The sequence below is a fragment of the Xenorhabdus griffiniae genome (assembly GCF_037265215.1).
In the GTDB taxonomy this organism is placed as follows: Bacteria; Pseudomonadota; Gammaproteobacteria; order Enterobacterales; family Enterobacteriaceae; genus Xenorhabdus; species Xenorhabdus griffiniae.
This window is the reverse complement of record NZ_CP147737.1, coordinates 1,015,330-1,037,432: the sequence shown is the minus strand read 5'-3', so window position 1 is coordinate 1,037,432 and position 22,103 is coordinate 1,015,330. Positions and strand designations below refer to the sequence as shown.

At 43.5% G+C, this 22,103-nt stretch carries 19 protein-coding genes and 2 tRNA genes; 17 read left to right on the top strand and 4 right to left on the bottom strand.

Annotation, left to right across the window (positions count from 1 at the left end):
- The first annotated feature begins 1 nt into the window (after nt 1).
- The 3 genes from WDV75_RS04560 (at nt 2) to WDV75_RS04550 (ending at nt 2,629) form a co-directional block, all read left to right on the top strand.
- Nucleotides 2–1,495 (top strand): aldehyde dehydrogenase family protein, encoded by a 1,494-nt coding sequence (locus tag WDV75_RS04560; RefSeq protein ID WP_273558090.1) that lies wholly within the window; start codon nt 2–4, stop codon nt 1,493–1,495.
- A 176-nt stretch (nt 1,496–1,671) separates the two neighbouring features.
- Nucleotides 1,672–2,214, top strand: a complete 543-nt coding sequence (locus WDV75_RS04555; protein WP_273558089.1) for a GNAT family N-acetyltransferase — start codon at nt 1,672–1,674, stop codon at nt 2,212–2,214.
- 136 nt (nt 2,215–2,350) lie between these two features.
- Complete coding sequence (locus WDV75_RS04550) at nt 2,351–2,629, top strand: DUF1435 family protein (RefSeq protein ID WP_273558088.1); 279 nt, start codon at nt 2,351–2,353, stop codon at nt 2,627–2,629.
- Between the two features lie 32 nt (nt 2,630–2,661).
- Here the strand turns inward: WDV75_RS04550 and WDV75_RS04545 are convergent.
- From WDV75_RS04545 to rsmC, 3 genes are all read right to left on the bottom strand, one after another.
- Nucleotides 2,662–2,748: transfer RNA gene (locus WDV75_RS04545), tRNA-Leu, on the bottom strand.
- 46 nt (nt 2,749–2,794) lie between these two features.
- Nucleotides 2,795–2,881, bottom strand: a tRNA-Leu gene (locus tag WDV75_RS04540).
- A 217-nt stretch (nt 2,882–3,098) separates the two neighbouring features.
- The gene (gene rsmC / locus WDV75_RS04535; RefSeq protein ID WP_273558087.1) at nt 3,099–4,112 is read right to left on the bottom strand and encodes a 16S rRNA (guanine(1207)-N(2))-methyltransferase RsmC; all 1,014 of its coding nucleotides are present in this window, start codon (nt 4,110–4,112) and stop codon (nt 3,099–3,101) included.
- 136 nt (nt 4,113–4,248) lie between these two features.
- Here rsmC and WDV75_RS04530 point away from each other — a divergent pair, with 136 nt between their 5' ends.
- Both WDV75_RS04530 and rimI read left to right on the top strand, forming a co-directional pair.
- Nucleotides 4,249–4,659 carry a DNA polymerase III subunit psi gene (locus WDV75_RS04530; RefSeq protein WP_273558086.1) on the top strand — a complete coding sequence of 137 codons (411 nt, stop codon included), beginning with the start codon at nt 4,249–4,251 and terminating at the stop codon, nt 4,657–4,659.
- The gene (gene rimI, locus WDV75_RS04525) at nt 4,628–5,080 is read left to right on the top strand and encodes a ribosomal protein S18-alanine N-acetyltransferase (protein WP_273558085.1); all 453 of its coding nucleotides are present in this window, start codon (nt 4,628–4,630) and stop codon (nt 5,078–5,080) included. The genes WDV75_RS04530 and rimI overlap by 32 nt, the downstream gene beginning before the upstream one ends.
- A 69-nt stretch (nt 5,081–5,149) precedes the next feature.
- On the opposite strand, the gene WDV75_RS04520 is transcribed toward rimI, so the two are convergent.
- Nucleotides 5,150–5,713 (bottom strand): hypothetical protein, encoded by a 564-nt coding sequence (locus tag WDV75_RS04520; protein WP_273558084.1) that lies wholly within the window; start codon nt 5,711–5,713, stop codon nt 5,150–5,152.
- 500 nt (nt 5,714–6,213) lie between these two features.
- Here WDV75_RS04520 and prfC point away from each other — a divergent pair, with 500 nt between their 5' ends.
- The 12 genes from prfC (at nt 6,214) to WDV75_RS04460 (ending at nt 22,050) form a co-directional block, all read left to right on the top strand.
- The gene (gene prfC, locus WDV75_RS04515; protein ID WP_273558083.1) at nt 6,214–7,803 is read left to right on the top strand and encodes a peptide chain release factor 3; all 1,590 of its coding nucleotides are present in this window, start codon (nt 6,214–6,216) and stop codon (nt 7,801–7,803) included.
- Between the two features lie 208 nt (nt 7,804–8,011).
- Entirely contained in the window at nt 8,012–8,410 is a 399-nt protein-coding gene (locus WDV75_RS04510; RefSeq protein ID WP_273558082.1) for a BON domain-containing protein, read from the top strand.
- A 268-nt stretch (nt 8,411–8,678) separates the two neighbouring features.
- A complete protein-coding gene (locus WDV75_RS04505; protein ID WP_273558081.1) occupies nt 8,679–9,785 on the top strand; it encodes a patatin-like phospholipase family protein in 1,107 nt (368 codons plus the stop codon).
- A complete protein-coding gene (locus WDV75_RS04500; protein ID WP_273558080.1) occupies nt 9,786–10,556 on the top strand; it encodes a TatD family hydrolase in 771 nt (256 codons plus the stop codon). It abuts the gene before it with no gap.
- 369 nt (nt 10,557–10,925) lie between these two features.
- Nucleotides 10,926–12,191 (top strand): NupC/NupG family nucleoside CNT transporter, encoded by a 1,266-nt coding sequence (locus WDV75_RS04495; protein ID WP_273558136.1) that lies wholly within the window; start codon nt 10,926–10,928, stop codon nt 12,189–12,191.
- A 108-nt stretch (nt 12,192–12,299) separates the two neighbouring features.
- A complete protein-coding gene (gene deoC / locus WDV75_RS04490; protein WP_273558079.1) occupies nt 12,300–13,079 on the top strand; it encodes a deoxyribose-phosphate aldolase in 780 nt (259 codons plus the stop codon).
- A gap of 84 nt (nt 13,080–13,163) precedes the next feature.
- The gene (gene deoA / locus WDV75_RS04485; RefSeq protein ID WP_273558078.1) at nt 13,164–14,519 is read left to right on the top strand and encodes a thymidine phosphorylase; all 1,356 of its coding nucleotides are present in this window, start codon (nt 13,164–13,166) and stop codon (nt 14,517–14,519) included.
- Between the two features lie 77 nt (nt 14,520–14,596).
- Nucleotides 14,597–15,820 carry a phosphopentomutase gene (gene deoB / locus WDV75_RS04480; protein WP_189758296.1) on the top strand — a complete coding sequence of 408 codons (1,224 nt, stop codon included), beginning with the start codon at nt 14,597–14,599 and terminating at the stop codon, nt 15,818–15,820.
- Nucleotides 15,821–15,893: 73 nt separating this feature from the next.
- Complete coding sequence (gene deoD, locus WDV75_RS04475; RefSeq protein ID WP_273558077.1) at nt 15,894–16,610, top strand: purine-nucleoside phosphorylase; 717 nt, start codon at nt 15,894–15,896, stop codon at nt 16,608–16,610.
- Between the two features lie 928 nt (nt 16,611–17,538).
- Nucleotides 17,539–18,081 (top strand): fimbrial protein, encoded by a 543-nt coding sequence (locus WDV75_RS04470; RefSeq protein ID WP_273558076.1) that lies wholly within the window; start codon nt 17,539–17,541, stop codon nt 18,079–18,081.
- Nucleotides 18,082–18,500: 419 nt separating this feature from the next.
- Nucleotides 18,501–21,161: an outer membrane usher protein gene (locus WDV75_RS04465; protein WP_422399061.1), complete on the top strand. Its 2,661-nt coding sequence runs from the start codon at nt 18,501–18,503 to the stop codon at nt 21,159–21,161.
- Nucleotides 21,162–21,291: 130 nt separating this feature from the next.
- Nucleotides 21,292–22,050: a fimbria/pilus periplasmic chaperone gene (locus WDV75_RS04460; protein WP_273558074.1), complete on the top strand. Its 759-nt coding sequence runs from the start codon at nt 21,292–21,294 to the stop codon at nt 22,048–22,050.
- The last annotated feature ends 53 nt before the right edge of the window (nt 22,051–22,103 follow it).

Below are 22,103 nucleotides of genomic sequence, written 5' to 3'. Positions count from 1 at the left end.
GATGAGTGATATTCATTTGCTGGAGTCCGTGACAACTTTTTTGCAGCACTCTCATGGCCATTATATTAATGGCGTCTCTGTTCCTGGTCAGGAAAATGAAATTTTCTCCATCGTTAACCCAGCTTCTGGTGAAGTAATCGCTAGGGTCAATCAGGGAGGAGATACCGAAGTTAATCAGGCAATGCAGGCAGCATCAGATGCTTTTCACGGCGTGTGGGCGCAGACTTCTCCTCTGGAGCGGGGAAATTGCCTGAATCGGTTGGCTGATCTATTACAAAAAAATAGTGAGGAGTTAGCACAACTGGAAAGTGTATGCTCCGGTAAACCGATCCAATTATCCCGTATGCTGGATGTGGGAGCATCAGCCGATTATTTACGCTATTTTGCCGGATGGTCAACCAAAATTACGGGTGAAACACTGAATGTTTCATTGCCATCGTTTAAAGGGGAAAAATATTCTGCATTCACGCGCCGTGAGCCTATCGGCGTTGTAGTTGGCATTATTCCGTGGAATTTTTCCATCATGATTGCGATCTGGAAATTGGGGGCGGCACTGGCCTGTGGCTGTACGATTGTGCTTAAGCCCAGTGAATATACGCCCTTAACCTTACTTCGTGTGGCTGAACTGGCAAAAGAAGCGGGAATTCCAGATGGTGTGATCAATATTGTCAACGGTACAGGTGCTCGGGTTGGATCTTCTCTGGTTAATCACCCTCAATGTGCCAAAGTCACTTTTACAGGCTCCGTTCCAACAGGAATAAGCGTGGGAAAATTGGCCTTGGAGCAGGGATTGAAGCGCACAACGTTGGAGCTTGGCGGTAAAAACGCGGCGGCTTTTCTGTCTGATATGACCGTTGAAAAGATCGTTGATGGCATACTGGAAGCGGGATATGTGTATCAAGGGCAAATTTGTGCAGCCGCGGAGCGCTTTTATATTCCATCCATTCACATGGATGCTGTTTTGGCATTACTTACTGAACGTTTATCTGCGATGAAAATTGGCTCACCCCTTGATGAATCAACAGAAATAGGGCCTTTGGCAAACAAAAAACATTACGAAAAAATTTTGTCTATGTTTGAAACAGCGCGTCAGGAGGGCAATGAAATTGTCTACGGAGGCTATGCCTTGGAGGGAGCGGGATTTTTTGTCGCACCAACAGTGATTAAAGCCAATCGTGTTGAAGACACACTCATGAACGAGGAGACATTCGGGCCGATTGGTACTTTCCTCAGTTATGATGATGAGGAAGAGCTTATTACCATGATGAATGCGACACCATTTGGGTTGTCTGCCAGCCTCTGGACGAATGATATGAGCAAGGCGATGCGTATGACTCCATGCATTAAAGCGGGTATGCTATGGATTAATATGCATACGTTCCTTGATCCTGCGGTTCCATTTGGAGGGATTAAATCTTCAGGAGTTGGCCGTGAGTTTGGCAGTGCATTCATAGAACATTATACGGAGCTAAAATCGGTCATGATGCGTTATTAATGGAGACGTTAATAATGCTTTTTTTATTCTATAGCAATCTCACTTCAAGATGCGTGTGATCTCTCCCCGCTTCGCGGGGAGAGATCAGGTTTCATATCGTGTTGTCAATCGCAACTTGAAGTTTAATGCGTATATGCAAAAGGTAGCGTAGCTATGATAGTAAATTATGGTGACAAATGAGGACGATCCGTCAGTTATCCCGTCAGGAAATCCCTGAAGTCTGGAATATTGATCGCACTGAATTGATTGAAAATTTATATGTCCAGCAACGAGATCAATTAATACTTACGCCGCAATGTTTTGATATGCAAGGCTGGCCGGAAGGGGAAGCTGAAATTTATACCCCAATTCTTCTGGATAGTTATGATCGCGGGGCATTCTTTCTAGGCGTTTTCGCAGAGAACGAAAATGACAAATTGATTGCTGTCGCCAGCGTTGATCCTCATTGGCGAGGTGAAAATAGTGACCTGCTTCAATTGTCTTTTTTGCATATTAGCAAGGCATATCGTGGTTTAGGGTTGGGAAAACAGTTATTTCATTGCTGTATTGATTTTGCCAAGGCAAAAGGTGCGAAAGGGTTATATATCTCATCAATACCGTCTGAAAATGCGGTGAATTTCTATCGGCATATAGGATGTGTGCTGATTGCTCAGCCTGATATTGAACTTTACCAACGGGAACCTGACGATATTCACCTGGTTTATACCATCGATACTTAATACAGTGCGGGAAATATTCTCCCGCCTCTTTTCTCTATCATATTGCTTATCATCTCGGTGATTTACTTTCAACTTGTGATTAATTCGCTATCATACTTGGTATTGAGAATCATTATTGTTGTAGTGGGAGCTGACTATGTTTAGCGAAAAGTGGAAGCTAAAGCCGTTTTTTTGCCAAAGTATGATGGGATTCTGGGGGTTACTGTTATCCAGTCTGATCACATCAGCATTGGTTGTATCAGTGCTGGAAACAGTCGGTGCAGGAATAGAACAATTTAAATTTATCATTCAAGGTGCCTTACTGCTGACACTTGTTCTGTTACTGCATCGTAATGCCCGTCATTTTCTATTGATACCTGCTGGCATTGCGGTGATATGCAGCTTGTTTGCCTGCTTGCGTTATCTGGGACATTAAGGAAGATTGGGGAGAGAAGAAAAATGTAACAGTGGTGCGAAGGGGGGGACTTGAACCCCCACGTCCGTAAGGACACTAACACCTGAAGCTAGCGCGTCTACCAATTCCGCCACCCTCGCAGGTACTGCCATTTATCTAGTTTGTTCAACCGATAGCCATCTGATTTGGTGCGAAGGGGGGGACTTGAACCCCCACGTCCGTAAGGACACTAACACCTGAAGCTAGCGCGTCTACCAATTCCGCCACCCTCGCGTTAATCAGATACTATTGCTTAAACGAATAGCATGGAGGCGCATTCTAGAGATTTTATGGCTGGCGTCAATCATTATTTAGGGAGAAAATGTGTGATTGGTGTAAAAACCAACATGTCGATATGTTTGGTAAGGGCAGAAATGACATGCCGGAAAATAGAAATTGCCTGCCTCAATTTAACGGGCAGGCAACACAGGGATTGCGTTTGCTATCCGAATTATTTTTTAGTTGCTTGATATACTTTGAATTTACCTGTTTGCGCAATGACTTCATGGCTGCCAAAGGCATTATCCAGCAAATTAGGGTAAGGTAAGAAAGCGTTTGCAACAATCCGCAATTTACCGCCTGATTTCAGATAATTGGGTGCCATGCGGATCATGTTTTCAGCCGCCGCCAGGTTGGTTTTCAGGCCATCATGGAAGGGAGGATTAGAAATAATCCAGTCGAATTTTTCTTCAATGGCAGAATACACATTACTTGTGACGACATTGCCTTTCAGTTTATTGGCTTGCAGGGTTGCCTTACTGGATACGATGGCGGCAGCATTGACATCGCTTAGTGTCAGGGACAAATCCGGGTTCTTTTTACCTAACACGGCTGCCAATACCCCAGCACCGCAAGCCATATCCAACAGACTGCCAGAGATAGGGGTATCGAAAGTAGAAAGCAGCAGACGACTGCCGATATCCAAATTATCCTGGCTAAATACGCCGGGCAGCGTATTAACAGCGATATCTTCCACTTGATAGCTGTTCCACCAATTGTTTTGATCAAATTGAACCTGGTTTTTCAATTGGCCGTAAAACAGGCTACAACGGCGTGCCGTATCAATTTTGTGGAAAGTAGCGATGCCTTCCATTAACTTATCAATACTGCGTACACCACTACGATTTTCACCCACAATAAAAATATCCGTACCGGGTGGCAGGATGGAAAACAGGTTGCGTAGTTGAAAACGCGCTTCCTGTTTGCTTTTTGGCCAGTAATAAATCAGCGTATCACATCCTTTAATAAATGCGCTGTCCGCTACCAGGCCAAACCAAGCATTATCACCAAGCTGGCGGATCAGGGATTGCCAGTGGTGATATTGGTTAGTATGCACACGCACACTTGCGGCTTCGATTTCCGTTGCCAGGTTATCCTGAAGATCACCGGCAAAAAGCAGATGATGGGAGCGAAATTGCTCATGATGGCGCAGGATAACTTCGCTGGCCGGGGTTAATACTGACATCTATGTATAGCTCCTTATAAATCTTTATCTGAATATTAATATCAGCGGGCAGTACTGACAGGCTGGTTGGCGCAAAGCTAAGCCCTCTGATAATATATGACCTGTTATTTTTTTATGGCAGATGGAATAAAACACGATGACAAAGCGTGACAGATTACTCTCCCAGTTGGGGATCACCCAATGGGTTTTGCGTAGCCCAATGGCTTTGCAAGGTGAATTATCTGTCCTCATCCCTGATTCAACCCGTCTATTGATCATTAGCCATGATCACATTGACTTAAGTCATTCATTGTTTGCTGATATTTTTACAGCCATGGGGATCGAAGCCTCATCGGTATATTGCATCACGACAAAAGATGTTGAGCTACTTTCGGAATCAATCCACTGCCCAAGCTGGCTGCTGGGGGTTGATATTACCTTACCAGTACAAGGGATTTCTTTGAGAAGCCCGGCATTAAATGACTTATCTCTTGATGGGAATGCAAAACGCGCTCTTTGGCAACAAATTTACCATTATGAAGAATATTTCTCTATTAACTCCCGCTGATCTTCCCACAGCATTTCAAATAGAACAGGCCAGCCATGCGTTTCCGTGGGGTGAAAAGACCTTTTACTCTAATCAAGGGGAACGTTATCTCAACTATAAGATAACGCAGAATGACCAAATTATCGGTTTTGCGATAACACAGTGTGTGATGGACGAAGCAACACTATTTAATATCGCTATTCATCCTGAATATCAATCACGAGGCTATGGCAGGGCATTGCTGGCGTATCTCATCAACATATTACCTGAAAAACAGATTAATACATTGTGGCTTGAAGTCCGGCGTTCTAACCTGGCCGCCATTCGTTTATACGAAGAGATGGGCTTCAATGAAGTTTCCATCCGTAAGAATTATTACCCGACAGCGGCAGGTAAGGAAGATGCCATTATTATGGCATTGCCGTTGTTTGGTGGAGTTTGAGGATAAAAAAAGCCATCATTAAGATGGCCAATAATAGTGAGACTTATTGTTTTGAAAGCATTTTGTCAACTACGCAGTGACTGCCTTTAGGTTATTTTTTAATACGTTCATAAACTGAAATACGATATCCATTGAATTCGTGTTTCGGATGGATAGCGCTGTGTTGATAGAACCAGTAATGCGGGCTTGCTCTACCAACTCGCTGTCGATGATCTCATTTTTTGCAAGCCATTCAGCAATATCCGTCCAAGACCATAATGGGCGGCTACTGTCTACGCGCAGAAGAGGCGTAGGAAAATCACCAGCGCCACGGCTTCCCTTACTGTATCGAGATAATGCTGCTTTGGTGATACCTGCCAGTTCAGCCGCATCACTTAAACTGACGACATCACCAATATCGACCGACAGACACATCAAACCTGAAACTGATTCAATGTCAGCGATTGCAGTCATAACTGCTTTGACGTAATTTTCGCTGTTGCGGGTAAAATTTACGTACAATGTCCCATTGTATGCAGCGGGGTGTGCATCACGGCATCCTGCTTCATACAAAGCGTCTGAGATATCAAATAACTCATCATCAGTAGTGATTTTCTTTCCACCTACCACAATACTAAAACTGTATTTTCTCATATCGACTTTCCTATGATTAAGATGTGAGACTTCCGATAAAAAGGCCGTTGTTTGACGGCCTTGATACTATTTGCATTTATCGATTAATGAGATTATGTCTTTCGCGTGGTCTTGAGGACTTTCAGGTGTTCCCCAAACTGATTTTTGGTGGCATTTATTTTCACTACCACAGCGTAAAATCCCAACTGCATGGCCTTTTCCTTTACGTTTTACGTAGATCCAGCCTTGAGACACGGCATAGGAAATAGCCGCATTAATCTCTTTGTTTTTGTGATACGCGATAGACAATACTCCTTTTTAAGCCTCACTTTTTAAAGAACACAGCCAGTCAAAACGACCAACTAACGGTAACAATAGTAACCAGAATGATATTCGTCGTCAACATTTGTTACCACTCTGATCGCATGATAAGTTGTAATTTGCAAAGGTGCTCTGGCAGTGTAAAATTTTCGCAAATTTATTTGCTGTACATGGCATTGTACATAATTGGAAAAATTTCTATGCAAAACCCCATTTTCGCCAGTGAAGTCGCTAAGCGAAGAACATTTGCAATCATTTCCCACCCGGATGCGGGTAAAACAACCATTACCGAAAAAGTATTACTGTTCGGACAGGCGATCCAGAAAGCGGGGACGGTAAAAGGCCGAGGTTCCAACCAACACGCTAAATCAGACTGGATGGAGATGGAAAAACAGCGTGGTATCTCTATTACCACTTCCGTGATGCAGTTTCCCTATGCTGATTGTTTGGTTAACTTACTGGATACCCCAGGGCACGAAGACTTCTCGGAAGATACTTACCGTACTTTGACAGCCGTTGACTGCTGTTTGATGGTCATTGACGCCGCGAAAGGGGTTGAGGATCGTACCCGTAAGTTAATGGAAGTCACTCGCCTGCGTGATACGCCGATCCTGACATTCATGAACAAGCTCGACCGTGATATTCGTGATCCAATGGAGCTGATGGATGAAGTGGAAAATGAGCTGAACATAGCCTGTAGCCCGATTACATGGCCAATCGGCTGTGGTAAATCCTTTAAAGGCGTTTATCACCTCTACCTTGATGAAACTTACCTGTACCAATCCGGTCAGGGACATACCATTCAAGAGGTTCGTGCTATCAAGGGATTGGATAACCCTGAACTGGATGCGGCAGTGGGTGAAGAGCTGGCGGATCAATTGCGTGAAGAGTTGGAACTCGTCAAAGGTGCATCCCATGAATTCGATCTGGAAGCTTTTTTACAGGGAGAATTAACACCGGTCTTTTTCGGTACTGCATTGGGTAACTTTGGTGTTGATCACATGCTGGACGGCCTGGTTAAATGGGCTCCAACCCCAATGCCGCGTCAGGCTGATGCGCGTCAAGTCTCTGCCAGTGAAGAAAAATTCACCGGTTTTGTTTTCAAAATTCAGGCGAATATGGACCCGAAACACCGTGACCGTGTGGCATTTTTGCGTGTTGTTTCCGGTAAATATGAAAAAGGCATGAAACTGCGTCAAGTTCGCATTAAGAAAGATGTTGTCATTTCTGATGCACTGACCTTTATGGCAGGGGATCGCTCTCATGTCGAGCACGCTTATCCTGGGGACATTATCGGTCTACACAATCATGGCACCATCCAGATTGGTGATACCTTTACCCAAGGCGAAGAGTTGAAGTTTACCGGCATCCCTAACTTTGCTCCTGAATTGTTCCGTCGTATTCGTCTGCGTGATCCGTTGAAGCAGAAACAGTTGCTGAAAGGTCTGGTGCAATTGTCAGAAGAAGGTGCTGTACAGGTATTCCGCCCGCTGTCCAATAACGATTTGATCGTCGGGGCGGTAGGTGTGCTTCAGTTCGACGTAGTTGTTGCCCGTCTGAAGAGTGAATACAACGTTGAAGCGCTGTATGAACCTGTTAACGTTTCTACGGCTCGCTGGGTAGAGTGCAGCGATGCGAAGAAATTGGAAGAGTTCAAGCGCAAAAATGAGCAGAACCTGGCTCTCGATGGTGGCGATAACTTAACCTACATCGCACCAACCATGGTCAATTTAAACTTGACCAGTGAACGCTATCCTGATGTTTCCTTCCGCAAAACACGGGAACATTAATCCTCTTTCTGGGCCAACTATTCTGTTGGCCCTTATTATTTATTCTATCTGCATATGCTGTTTTTCATGCCAATAAAAGAATAACTTCCTGTGTTAATGAAAATATACGTTATTTTTTGTAAATCTGATTTTATCGCCATTGCCTAATTGACATACTGCATACTGTTTTGATAACTGTGTTTAGGCTGAAATTAAATAAGGTGGTAGGATGAAAAGTATTAAGTTTACACATTCACTACTGGCTGTTTTACTAGGCTCGGTATTGACCAGTAGTGCTCTGGCAGCGGATCTTTCTGTGGGAAAAACGTTGGAGAGTACAGGACAAAAAATCGATAAATCTCTAGACAAAGCAGGAGATAAAATTGATAACTCCTTGCAAAAAGCAGATGCTTATTTAGACGATAGTGCCATTACAGCAAAAGTGAAGAAAAAATTGCTGGAACATAAGGGCATAAATAGCCGTGACATTGCGGTGAAAACGGAAAAAGGCATTGTCCATCTTTCTGGTTTTGTCAAAAACAAACATCAAGCGGCAAAGATAGTTAAGATTGCTCATGGAATAAAAGGTGTCAAATCAGTAAAAAGCACGATAGAGATTAAAAAATAATCTTAATCTGAAAAAATAACAAATATTGAGAATAGAGTGGCTGATAATAGCCACTCTTTCTGCTTCTTTTCCTCAAATAATATCTTGTTAAGTGACGAGATTATGCATAGGAATGCTATTCGCTGGCGGTATTTTGGTAACTTGCTATTCTCATATCAATTTAACTATTGATGCTTTATTTCTCCACTTTTTATAAAAATGTTACAAGCAAGTTGTTTGAGCAACGATATACTGATAAATATCCGGCGGCGTTCAGAGGGAGAGAAGAGTGGGGAAACATATTTCAATAACATTGGGTAATATCGAACCTTTAGCTTATAAGTCACAGATTAAACCTGGGAAAATTGCTCTCGTCTGTGAAGGTGGTGGTCAGCGAGGGATTTTTACTGCGGGTGTTTTGGATGAATTTCTCCGTCTTGGTTTTAATCCGTTTGAATTATTCCTTGGAACATCTGCGGGAGCGCAAAACCTTTCTGCCTATATTTGTGGTCAGAGAGGATATGCCCGCAAGGTAATCAACCGTTATACAACCGATCCGGCTTTTTTTAATCCATTGCGCTTTGTGCGCGGTGGACATTTGATCGATTTAGATTGGTATATCGATACCCTATCTGAGCAGTTGCCGCTCAATATTTCTGTTGCGATGCGTCAGTTTGATGCTGGACGTGAATTTTACATGTGTGCTTGCCGTTCGGATAATTTTGAACCGAGTTACCTGCATCCAGATGACAAAAATTGGATGGATATTGTCAAAGCCTCAAGTGCCATTCCGGGATTTTATCGTAATGGTGTGACTCTTGGGGATGTGGTTTATCAAGATGGGGGTATTTGTGATGCGATCCCCGTGCAGGAGGCCTATCGCCGAGGCGCGGATACTATCGTTGTGATTCGCACAGTGCCTTCACAGCTTTACTATACACCTCAGTGGTTCAAGCGCATAGAGCGCTGGTTAGAGGTAAGTAGTTTGCAAAAAATGGTCAAGATGCTTAACCTTCATGCACAAAGTTACCGTCGAACTCAGAAATTTATCGAAAATCCACCGGATGATGTGCAAATCTTCGAAATTTATCCACCAGCACCATTGGCAACAATGGCTTTAGGTAGTCGGCTCAATGCGCTAAATCAGGATTATCATTTGGGGCGGCGTTGCGGACGATATTTTCTGGCAACGATTGGGCATACTTTTGTTGGAGGAAAATTTGGATATCCAGAACGTAAAAGTTATGGGGTATGCCGTACAGGGTTAAGTTCTGATCGCAACTGTTTTCGGCGAAACCATTTCCTGAACAGCGGCAATCATTGTTCGCCAGTGGAACCGCCTGCGCTTGAGGTGGTGGAGCCGTCAAGAACTCTCATGATGGATAAGTTGGACTAAATGCTTATTGATACACATTGCCATTTTGATTTTCCTCCTTTTGCTGGTGATGAAATAGCGAGTCTGCAACAAGCCAGCCAAATGGGGGTGGAAAAAATTATCGTTCCCACAATAAGTCAAACAAACTTCCAGAGAGTTTCTGCGTTGGCTGAGACTTATTCTCCGATTTATGCCGCATTTGGTTTACATCCTCTCTATATTGCTGAACACCAACAGGTTCATTTGGATGCGTTGGCGCAAAAATTACAGAAAAAAGAGGCCAAATGCGTGGCGGTAGGTGAAATTGGCCTTGACCTTTATATGCCAGAGCCGCAATTTGAAAAGCAGAAAAGCATGTTAGAAGTACAGCTAAGACTCGCTAAACAATACGATCTACCTGTGATCCTCCATTCCAGAAAAAGTCATGATCAATTGGCGGCAATCTTGAGAAAACACAAATTACTACGAGCCGGGGTTATTCATGGTTTTGCGGGGAGTTTATCCCAAGCTCAAGCTTTTATTCGCCTGGGATTTTACATTGGTGTTGGAGGGACAATTACCTACGACAGAGCACAAAAAACACGTAGTGCTATCGCACAATTACCTCTGTCATCTTTGGTATTGGAAACGGATGCGCCTGACATGCCATTATCGGGATTTCAGGGGCAGCCAAATCGACCAGAAAGAGTTGCACAGGTTTTTTCCGTATTGTGTCAGTTGCGTCGAGAGCCGACAGATGAAATTGCCAATCAAATTTATCAAAATAGTATGACCCTATTTGCACTGGGTTGACTTATACGCATTAAACTTCAAGTTGCAATTTACAACACTCGATGAAATCACACGCATCTTGGAGCTAGATTGGTATATAACATATTAATAATGCTTAACTTGTATTTCTTGCCTGTTTATCCTGTTTTTTACCTTTTCCTCCGTTAAATTATCTAATCCTACCGAAATTAGATGATTTTATGTGACGCATGTCTCATTTTTCATTTTTATATTACTTTTTGCTGTATTAATTTGTGATGTTAGTTGCTTGTTCTTTTTTAGTCCTAGGTATAATCGGCCCACACACAATGTCAGTAGAATCTTATGGAATAACTGACATATTTTCTTATTATTTTTTAGTGAACAGGGATTCTTCCAATGCAACTCCTTATGAGCCTGGTCGGTATGGCAGTGCTGGTTTTTATCGCAGTACTCTTCTCCAGTAATTATCGAGCCATTAAAATCCGCACTGTCCTGGGCGCCTTTCTAATTCAGGTTGCCATTGGGGCATTTGTACTTTACGTACCAGCCGGTAAAGATATTCTGGGGGGAATGTCAAAAGGCGTTTCCAACGTAATAGGATACGGACAAAAAGGAACAGATTTTATTTTTGGCGGCCTGGTGTCCGACAAAATGTTTGAATTGTTCGGCGGCGGTGGTTTTGTCTTTGCCCTGCGTGTCCTGCCAGTCATTGTTTTCTTCTCATCACTCATTGCGGTGTTGTATTACATGGGCATTATGCAGATCGTCATCAAAATATTGGGTGGCGGATTGCAGAAAATACTGGGAACCTCACGGACTGAATCTTTGTCTGCAACGGCGAATATTTTCGTAGGTCAGACCGAAGCCCCATTGGTTGTACGCCCTTATATCGCGACCATGACCCAATCTGAGTTGTTCGCTGTGATGTGCGGTGGATTGGCTTCTGTTGCTGGCTCTGTACTGGCGGGCTATGCATCTATGGGTGTTCCATTAGAATACCTGATTGCGGCTTCATTTATGGCCGCGCCAGGTGGTCTGCTGTTTGCAAAATTGCTGGTGCCGGAAACAGAAAAAACGCACGATACGGCTGACGCGATGTCGTTGGTTGCGGCGGAAGATCGCCCTGCAAATATTATTGATGCTGCAGCATCGGGTGCCGCATCCGGTATGCAGTTAGCCCTGAATGTCGGCGCTATGCTATTAGCCTTCACCGCATTGATTGCTTTACTAAACGGTATCTTAGGCGGTATCGGCGGCTGGTTTGATTATCCTCAATTATCGATGGAATTGGTTTTGGGTTGGGTTTTTGCACCAATCGCTTACCTGATTGGTATTCCGTGGAATGAGGCAACAATTGCGGGTTCTTTCATTGGGCAGAAATTAGTTGTCAATGAATTCGTGGCATTCATGAACTTTAGTGAATACCTGGCAACAGATGATGTCGTTAAGGCAGCAGGTCTGCAAGTGCTTTCTGATCATACTAAAGCCATTATCTCTTTTGCTCTGTGTGGTTTCGCTAACCTGTCTTCTGTCGCGATCCTTCTGGGCGGCTTAGGTGGTATGGCACCAAACCGTCGCGGTGACATTGCCCGTTTCGGTTTGAAAGCTGTATTGGCGGGTTCACTCTCTAACTTGATGAGTGCAACAATTGCCGGATTCTTCCTCTCGTTGTAAGACGTCGGAAGTTTATATCACATTGAATGCAGGTGAGATTTCTCACCTGCATTTGTTTTAAGTCTGTTGTCTGATTCAGTGACGATAATAATACCGTTGGAGAGTTTTATGACCGATTTAACCGCCGCCGCTCAGCAGGCGCTGAGTTTGATGGATTTAACTACGCTTAATGATGATGATACAGATGAGAAAGTGGCTGCACTTTGTCGCCAGGCAAACAGTCCTGCCGGACAGACAGCCGCTATTTGTATCTACCCACGTTTTATTCCCGTGGCACGTAAGGTATTACGTGAACAGGGAACCCCTGATATTCGCATTGCCACGGTGACTAATTTCCCGCATGGCAATGATGATATCGACATTGCACTGGCTGAAACTCGTGCTGCCATAGCTTATGGTGCTGATGAAGTGGATGTTGTTTTTCCTTATCGCGCATTGATGGCTGGTAATGAGCAGATTGGTTTTGATTTGGTCACAGCCTGTAAAACGGCCTGTGCTGAATCGGGCGTTTGGCTAAAAGTCATCATTGAAACGGGTGAATTAAAAGAAGCGGCCTTGATTCGCAAGGCATCTGAAATTTCCATTCAGGCTGGAGCGGATTTCATCAAAACGTCAACCGGTAAGGTTCCGGTTAATGCGACGCTGGAAAGTGCCGAAATTATGCTGAGTGTGATCCGTGATCTGGGTGTAGGTGATAGCGTTGGTTTCAAACCGGCGGGTGGCGTGCGCACGACTCAAGAAGCCGCACAATATTTGGCGTTGGCAGAACGCATTATGGGCGACAAATGGGTTGATTCCCGCCATTTCCGTTTTGGTGCTTCCAGTTTGTTGGACAGTTTGCTGACGACTCTTGGCTACCAGAGTCAAAAACAGAGTAGTGGTTATTGAGATCAATAATGATTAATTGCACACAGGTTAAGATAGTGTGCATTACTGCCATTCTTTTCAGATAATAATGATTGGGAGGTAGCTTTGTTTCTGGCACAGGAAATTATCCGCAAAAAACGTGATGGTCATCCATTGAATGAAGAAGAGATCCGCTTCTTTATCAACGGCGTCCGCGATAATACGGTTTCTGAAGGGCAGATTGCCGCACTGGCAATGACTATCTATTTCCATGACATGACGATGGATGAACGTGTTGCATTGACATTAGCGATACGTGATTCCGGTACGGTTTTAGACTGGAAGAAATTGAATTTACCCGGCCCGATTGTCGATAAACACTCGACGGGCGGTGTGGGGGATGTGACTTCCCTGATACTTGGTCCAATGGTGGCGGCTTGCGGGGGATATGTACCGATGATATCGGGGCGTGGTTTGGGGCATACCGGCGGAACGCTGGATAAATTAGAATCCATTCCCGATTTTGACATTTTCCCTGATGAGCACCGTTTCCGCGATATTATTCGCGATGTAGGCATTGCCATTATCGGCCAGACAAATTCGCTGGCACCTGCGGATAAACGCTTTTATGCGACGCGCGACATCACGGCGACCGTTGATTCTATCCCTTTGATTACCGCCTCTATCTTGGGTAAAAAATTAGCTGAAGGGCTGGATGCTTTAGTCATGGACGTGAAAGTGGGTTCTGGGGCATTTATGCCGACCTACGAACAATCGGAACGGCTGGCTGAAGCCATCGTTGAAGTCGCCAATGGTGCGGGATGTAAGACTACGGCACTATTGACGGATATGAATCAAGTTTTGGCATCCAGCGCGGGTAATGCTTTGGAAGTGCGTGAAGCTGTCCAATTCCTGACGGGGGAATATCGTAACCCGCGGTTACTCGAAGTCACCATGGCATTGTCTGCTGAAATGCTGGTGTCAGGTAATTTGGCAGTTGATCGTAGCGATGCATACCATAAGTTACAGGCAGCACTGGACAGTGGCAGGGCGGCGGAAACATTTGGTCGTATGGTGGCAGCGCAGAAAGGGCCGATTGATTTTGTTGAGAATTACACGCGCTACCTCCCGACTGCGGAATTTGTCAAGCCAATATTGGCTGGAGAGGTGTTAGCTGAACAGATGTTAGCGGGAAAAAATTGCATTGTTGCAGAAATGGATACCCGTGCCTTAGGAATGTCTGTTGTTGCATTAGGTGGAGGGCGTCGTAAGGCGACAGATCCGATTAATTACAGTGTGGGGCTGAGTGATATCATTGCGCTAGGCACAAACGTGAATGCAGATACTCCCTTGGCAATGATTCATGCTAGCAGTGAGCATGATTGGCATGAAGCCGCAAAAGCAGTACGTAAAGCTCTTGTTTTTAAGGAAAGCGAGACACAAGCTACTACACCGATGGTTTATCGTTATATCCGAGAATAAACCATACAAGCAATGAAATTGATTTTAATAGCTGGCAGTTTCCGCATTGAGAGCGTGAATTGACGCAGGAGAAAATTATGAAACGTACATTCATCATGGTATTGGATTCCTTTGGTATCGGTGCAACTGCTGATGCCGAAAAGTTTGGTGATACAGGATCTAACACCTTGGGTCATATAGCAGAACGTTGTGCCCGTGGTGAGGCTGATATTGGCCGTAAGGGACCACTCCATTTGCCAAACTTAAGTCGTCTGGGATTGGGTAAGGCAGCAGAAGAGTCTTGCGGAACGTTCCCGATTGGCCTGGATAAAGAAGCCGAAATTATTGGTGCCTATGGTTACGCGAGTGAGCTTTCTTCTGGTAAAGACACGCCGTCAGGGCATTGGGAAATTGCAGGCGTTCCGGTTCTGTTTGACTGGGGTTATTTCCGTGACGAAGAAAACAGCTTCCCACAGGAATTGCTGGATAAACTGGTCGAACGTGCAAATCTACCTGGTTATCTGGGTAACTGTCACTCTTCTGGTACTGTGATTCTGGACAAGCTGGGTGAAGAGCACATGAAAACCGGTAAACCGATTTTTTATACCTCTGCGGATTCTGTTTTCCAGATTGCTTGCCATGAAGAAACATTTGGCCTGGATCGTCTGTATGAGCTGTGTGAAATCGCGCGTGAAGAGTTGAATATTGGCGAATATAACATTGGCCGCGTTATTGCCCGCCCATTTGTGGGGGATAAAGCCGGAAGTTTCCAACGTACTGGCAACCGTCATGATTTGGCCGTTGAGCCACCAGCGCCAACCGTCTTGAAAAAACTCCTTGATGAAAAGCAAGGTGAAGTGGTTTCCATTGGCAAAATTGCAGATATCTACGCGAATGTCGGGATCAGCAAAAAGGTCAAGGCGACAGGCATTGATGCCCTGTTTGATGCTTCGTTGATTGAAATGGAGCAGGCGGGGGATAACACTATCGTATTTACCAACTTTGTTGATTTTGACTCTTCCTACGGTCACCGCCGTGATGTCGCCGGTTACGCGGCAGCACTGGAATTGTTCGACCGTCGTTTACCAGAAATGCTGAAATTGGTTAAAGAAGATGACATTCTGATCTTGACCGCTGACCATGGTTGTGACCCAACCTGGGTGGGAACAGATCATACCCGTGAACATGTTCCGGTTCTGGTTTACGGACCTAAAGTTAAACCGGGTTCATTAGGCCATCGTGAAACGTTCGCCGACATGGGGCAGACAGTAGCAAAATACTTCGATCTAACTCCAATGGATTATGGTAAAGCGATGTTTTAAGTTTTGACGGAGACCTACAGGTCTTCCCATTTTCACCTATTTTGATACGTAATAAAAACAAGGAAATACATTTATGGCCACCCCACATATTAATGCTGAGATGGGCGATTTTGCTGATGTTGTTTTGATGCCTGGTGATCCACTGCGCGCAAAATACATTGCGGAAACTTTTCTGGAAGATGCTCGTCAGGTTAACAATGTTCGCGGTATGCTGGGTTTCACCGGTACTTATAAAGGCCGCCGCATCTCTGTTATGGGGCATGGGATGGGTATCCCATCCTGCTCTATTTATGCCAAGGAGCTGATCACTGAATTTGGTGTGAAAAAAATCATCCGTATTGGTTCCTGTGGCGCCGTCAGCAAAGACGTTAAAATCCGTGATGTTGTGATCGGTATGGGGGCATGTACCGATTCCAAAGTAAACCGTATGCGTTTTAAAGATCACGATTTCGCTGCTATTGCTGATTTTGATCTGGTGCGTAATGCAGTGGATGCGGCGAAGGCAAAAGATGTCAATGTGCGTGTTGGTAACATTTTCTCTGTGGATCTGTTTTATTCGCCAGATCCGCAAATGTTCGACGTCATGGAAAAGTACGGCATTCTGGGTGTTGAAATGGAAGCCGCGGGTATTTATGGTGTGGCTGCTGAATTTGGGGCAAAAGCGTTGACGATTTGTACTGTGTCTGACCATATCCGCACTGGTGAACAAACCACGGCGGAAGAGCGCCAAAATACATTTAATGACATGATCGAGATTGCGCTTGAATCCATACTGATGGGTGACAATTAAAAAAGCGTAAATAGTTTAAGTCTTTCATTAAAGAATTACAGGCCCTTTCCGTTATTGGAAAGGGTTTTTTTTATAAATTACAGGCCAATTGATATCTATACGCGTTACCTTTCAAGTTGCTCATTATAAGGCAACATAACTCATTGTTTCTCCCCGCGAAGCGGAGAGAAACAATGTGCATCTTGAAGTGAGATGGGTATATACCAATCCAACTTCAAATTGCAGCTTCAAATCAATACGATTGTTTATATCTCCCCGCTATGCAGGGAGATATAAGACGTATCTTGAAAGGTGATTGGTATATTATTGAGAATAGTTTTTAGCTATTTATTTAATAGGTATTTCCTTTGTTATAATTTTTCTAAAAAGCGAATGAAAATTAATTACCTTAACAATATTTGAACGGTTTTTTTAAGTGATATTTTCAATTAACAATTAGCTTGATAATTATGTTGGTTAGATAAATATCGTGATTTTATATTGACGTCCCCGATAATCATGACAATAAAAACTAAATGTTATGGTGATAACGGGATAATAAAATGCACATGTCTTTCAGGAAGATAAAACAGAGCAATAAAACAACGCCAATTAAGATACTAAATTACTAAACATTGTTCGATATAACTCAGGGGAATAACCCAAAATTGAAAAATAATTAGTAAAATATACTACTCGTTATCCGTACTTTTTGGCAAAAATTCATATTTCATATGATGTTAAGGATCATAAGTAGATTTATCGGCTGAAATTTGACTTAAGATTTATTATGTACAATGATATTGCCGGTTTGGTTTATTTTGACTGGGTATGATTTCTGTCAAAAAACTAAATAATCATTTGCCTAAGTGTCAGAAATTAATTTCTGGGCTTCGGCTTCCCTTTGGTTATGAATATCTACTTTTTGATTAAAGGAATAAGTTAAATTATGAAACTTAACAAATTGGCAATGGTTTTAGGTTTTGGTGTAGCTTTAGCTGCTGGCGCTGCAAGTGCAACTAACCAAGGTAGTGGTACAGTTAAATTCAGAGGCTCTATCATTGATGCGCCTTGCTCAATCAAAAACACCAATGTTGAAGTTGATATGGGTGCTGTTTCTAGTCAGCAGCTGGACAAAGGCGGTCGTTCAGCTTCTAAGCCTTTCAAAATTGAGTTAGAAGGTTGTAATACTGAGACTAAAAAGAGTGTGAAAACCACCTTCACTGGCCCAGAAGCGAGTGAGAAAGGCTTGTTGGCTATCGAAGGTACGGCACAAGGTGCAGCAATCGCAATCACTAACCACGGTAACAAAGTCATTCCTTTAGGTACAGAATCAGATGCAATGTCTCTGCATGACGGTAACAACGATCTGAATTTCGCAGCACATCTGAAAGGTTTGACAGGTCAGTCTGGAGAAGAAGGTGCAACTCCTGTGAAAGTTGTACCAGGTGACTTCACTGCGATCGCAAACTTTACTTTAAACTACCTATAATATTGTAAGCTATCTGATATTTTTTAATGCTTGAATATCAGGAAATTCACTTTAATTGTTAACCTTGACTTTCCTGATAATATATTTAGGGTATTTCTGGGATATAACGTGTCAGTAAGATATGACTACAATATTCTCTAACAAGATCTGTTTTATTGATGTAAATCAATATTATTCATGATTGAGTAAGCAGATTGTGTCATTAACAAAATGATCCCTATAGCGGTAAATTGAAATACCCTTTTTTATTTAACTAACCCTAGTATCGGTCAGGGTCCTCAATGTAGATCGATGAACTTTAATGACGCCAGAACTCCTGTGCGCTTACAGACTTGGTCGCGTCAGGTAGCGGCTAAATTCAAACTGGATGATTAACGATTCATTGTTCAGAGGATGCTATGGCTTTGTTTTCAGATTCTATGAATCATGATTTTTTATCTGATAATAGAGAAATAATCAGTAATAAAAAGACAAACAGTAATAGAAAAAATACCTTTGATAGAAATAAAGTGATTAATCAAAAAAGAATAGCGAATAAAATAAAAACAGAGCACCTACTATTCGGAATTAATCCTCTTTTTGCTCTTATACTGTTTGCCTTGTCTGGCATTCAGGTCACTCATTCTAAGTCATCAATAGAATTCAATATTGGTGCACTGGATGTCAATGAACGTGCCAATATTGACTTGGATAAATTTGCCCGTGCAGGTTACATCATGCCGGGTAACTATATGATGAGTGCTCGGATAAATCAGCATGAACTGCCAGATACCTATTCTATCGATTTTATTGCACCACCTGATGATCCAACAGGTAGTGAAGCCTGTATATCCCCTGAATTGGTGAAACAAATCGCACTGAAACAGCAGTGGGTAGAAAAATTAGGTTGGCAGAATGAAGGTCAATGTCTTGATCTCAATACGTTGCCCGGTATGTCAGCCAGAGGTGATCTTGCTACTTATACGCTTTATTTAATCATACCTAAAGTTTACCTAGAATATGACTTACCAGACTGGGACCCTCCTGCTCGTTGGGATAATGGGATAGCCGGATTGCTGTTTGATTATAACGTTAACGCACAAACCTCTAAACCCGCTCACGGTAGTAGTAACCAACAGATAAGTGCGATCGGAACAGCGGGCATGAATCTGGGGGAGTGGCGTTTTCGGGCTGATTGGCAGGCCAGATATAACCGTTTCAACAACCGGAGTGGTGATAAATTAGACTCGTCTGGTGGAAGAGAACGTGATTGGGATTGGAGCCGTTACTACATCTATCGTGCGATCCCGCGTCTGGAAGCAAAATTGACATTAGGTGAGGATTACCTCAATTCCAGCATTTTCGATAGTTTCCGCTATACGGGTGTCAGTTTAGTGACTGATGAAAATATGTTGCCACCGAATTTACGTGGATATGCGCCTGAAGTCACAGGTGTAGCACGGACTAATGCCAAGGTAACGATTAAACAACAGGGGAGAGTGCTGTATGAAACGCAGGTCGCTTCTGGCCCATTCCGTATTCAGGATCTTAGTGATGCGGTGGTAGGAGCGCTGGATGTCAGAGTCGAAGAACAAGACGGTGGAGTGCAAGAGTTTCAGGTTAATACTGCGACGATCCCCTATCTGACTCGTCCCGGACGAGTTCAGTACAAATTTGTTGGTGGTCAATCCACGAATGATAAGCACCGTCGTGAAGGGCCTGCGTTTGGTTTGGGTGAATTCTCATGGGGAATTAACAACGGTTGGTCGCTGTATGGCGGTCTTTTAGCCGCGGGAGATTATAATTCCCTGTCACTGGGGATCGGCCGCGATTTGCTGATGTTTGGTGCACTGTCGTTTGATGTGACGGAATCAAGGGCAAGATTACCGAGAGAAAACAAAACGCTAACCGGAGGATCTTATCGTTTCAGTTATTCGAAACGTTTTGATCAATATAACAGTCAGGTGACGTTTGCCGGTTATCGTTTCTCTGAGCGTAATTTCATGAACATGGGGCAGTATATCGATCGCCGCTATCGCAACATTTCTTCTAATAGCGGTAAAGAGATGTATACCATTACCTTCAGCAAACAATTTATCGATATTGGCTTAAGTGCTTACCTTAACTATAGCCATCAAACTTACTGGAATCGGCCAACAAACGATCGCTATAACATTTCCTTATCCAAATATTTTGATATTGGGCGTTATAAAAATATCAACGTCAATCTGTCAGCCTATCGTAACAATTTTGACAATAAAAAAGATGACGGCATGTATCTGAATCTTTCCATTCCATGGGGAGAAAGTGGCACGGTCAGTTATAACGGGTTGGTTAATCGTCAGGGCAATGCTCATACAGTGGGTTATTTTGATCGTATTGATGATCGCAATAACTATCGAGTTTCAATGGGGACGAGTATCGAAGGCAGGGCATCCGTTGACGGTTATTACAACCATTATGGTGACCAGGCGTTGCTTACTGCCAGTGCCAGTTATCGGGATGGTGGCAATACTACGGCGGCTCTTGGCCTGCAAGGTGGGGTGACTGTAACGGCAAAAGGGGCTGCACTGCATCGTACTAACATGCCTGGTGCGACGCGCTTGATGGTCGATACAGAAGGGGTTAGCAATGTACCTATTCGGGGATTTGGTTCAGCGGTGCATACCAACTACTTTGGTAAAGCTGTGCTGGCCGATGTGAATAACTACTATCGCAACAAGGCAAATATTGACTTAGATAACTTACCGGATGATGTAGAAGCACTACGTTCTGTTCAGCAGGCAACATTAACGGAAGGTGCGATTGGTTATCGTAAATTCCAAGTGATATCAGGCATTAAAGCGATGACAATTATTCGGTTACCTGACGGTTCATTCCCGCCTTTTGGTGCATCTGTCTTGAATTCTGCCCAGCGTGAAATCGGGATTGTCAGTGATGATGGATATGCATATCTGAGCGGAATAAATCAGGGTGAAAAACTGCAAGTGCATTGGGATGGACAAGCTCAGTGCGAGATTACAGTACCGGATAAAATGACGCCAGAGTCTTTAACTTCACTTTTGCTACCTTGCCAGTTTTTAACAGGTGATGGTCAGTAAATTGTAATGAAACGATCTGAAAAAGCATTATTTAATAGATTATTATGTTTGTTTGATTTGAAAAATGCGGCGATGAGCTAGTGCAGCAAATATAAACATGAGTTTCTTTTGAGCTTGAGCAAATGACACTATGAAACTGAAAAATATTCTAATGATAACCGCTATGACGGTAAGTTGCTTGATGCCAATGCATCAGGCAACGGCAGCGATAGCGCTAGATCGCACACGTGTGATTTTTAATGGCAATACAAAATCTGTCAGCCTGAACATTGAAAATCAGCATCTTGATTTGCCTTATCTGGCACAGGCATGGATTGAAGATGATAAGGGAAATAAGATCAATGGCCCGATTGTGGTTGTTCCGCCAGTACAGCGTGTTGAAGCTGGAGCGAAGAGCCAGGTCAAAATTCAAACACTGCCAACAATAGCCCAATTGCCACAAGATCGGGAAAGCTTGTTCTATTTCAACTTACGTGAAATTCCACCACGTAGTGAGAAACCAAACGTACTGCAAATTGCCTTGCAAACACGCGTCAAGCTGTTCTATCGCCCGGAAGCTGTGATTGCACGCCGTATCGATCTTGATAATCCCTGGCAGGAAAAACTCACCTTAACCCGTGAAGGCAATCAATATGTGGTGAATAACCCAACACCTTATTACATCACTATTTCAGAAGCATCGAATAAGGTGAACGGTAAAAGTATCGAGGGATTTGAGCCTATTATGTTGGCACCCAAAAGCAGTGAAAAACTGGGAGGAAGCGCTAATTCATTAGGCAATACACCAGTACTGACTTATGTCAATGATTATGGTGGACGTCCACAGTTAACATTTAGCTGTAGTGGCAATACCTGCGCAGTAATAAAAGCCGTCACTGATGGAAACTGATTAAGTTGTATAGATGATGTTCCATCAATCAAGATATTGACGGAGCATCAACA

Coding starts and splice junctions, on each gene's coding strand:
- rsmC (WP_273558087.1), bottom strand. CDS start 4,112: ATGTCAGTATTAACCCCGGCCAGCGAAGTTATCCTGCGCCATCATGAG.
- WDV75_RS04510 (WP_273558082.1), top strand. CDS start 8,012: ATGAAAAGTATTAAGTTTACACATTCACTACTGGCTGTTTTACTAGGC.
- rimI (WP_273558085.1), top strand. CDS start 4,628: ATGAAGAATATTTCTCTATTAACTCCCGCTGATCTTCCCACAGCATTT.
- WDV75_RS04500 (WP_273558080.1), top strand. CDS start 9,786: ATGCTTATTGATACACATTGCCATTTTGATTTTCCTCCTTTTGCTGGT.
- WDV75_RS04555 (WP_273558089.1), top strand. CDS start 1,672: ATGAGGACGATCCGTCAGTTATCCCGTCAGGAAATCCCTGAAGTCTGG.
- WDV75_RS04560 (WP_273558090.1), top strand. CDS start 2: ATGAGTGATATTCATTTGCTGGAGTCCGTGACAACTTTTTTGCAGCAC.
- WDV75_RS04530 (WP_273558086.1), top strand. CDS start 4,249: ATGACAAAGCGTGACAGATTACTCTCCCAGTTGGGGATCACCCAATGG.
- WDV75_RS04495 (WP_273558136.1), top strand. CDS start 10,926: ATGAGCCTGGTCGGTATGGCAGTGCTGGTTTTTATCGCAGTACTCTTC.
- deoB (WP_189758296.1), top strand. CDS start 14,597: ATGAAACGTACATTCATCATGGTATTGGATTCCTTTGGTATCGGTGCA.
- WDV75_RS04465 (WP_422399061.1), top strand. CDS start 18,501: ATGAATCATGATTTTTTATCTGATAATAGAGAAATAATCAGTAATAAA.
- WDV75_RS04460 (WP_273558074.1), top strand. CDS start 21,292: ATGAAACTGAAAAATATTCTAATGATAACCGCTATGACGGTAAGTTGC.
- prfC (WP_273558083.1), top strand. CDS start 6,214: ATGCAAAACCCCATTTTCGCCAGTGAAGTCGCTAAGCGAAGAACATTT.
- WDV75_RS04470 (WP_273558076.1), top strand. CDS start 17,539: ATGAAACTTAACAAATTGGCAATGGTTTTAGGTTTTGGTGTAGCTTTA.
- WDV75_RS04550 (WP_273558088.1), top strand. CDS start 2,351: ATGTTTAGCGAAAAGTGGAAGCTAAAGCCGTTTTTTTGCCAAAGTATG.
- WDV75_RS04520 (WP_273558084.1), bottom strand. CDS start 5,713: ATGAGAAAATACAGTTTTAGTATTGTGGTAGGTGGAAAGAAAATCACT.
- deoD (WP_273558077.1), top strand. CDS start 15,894: ATGGCCACCCCACATATTAATGCTGAGATGGGCGATTTTGCTGATGTT.
- deoC (WP_273558079.1), top strand. CDS start 12,300: ATGACCGATTTAACCGCCGCCGCTCAGCAGGCGCTGAGTTTGATGGAT.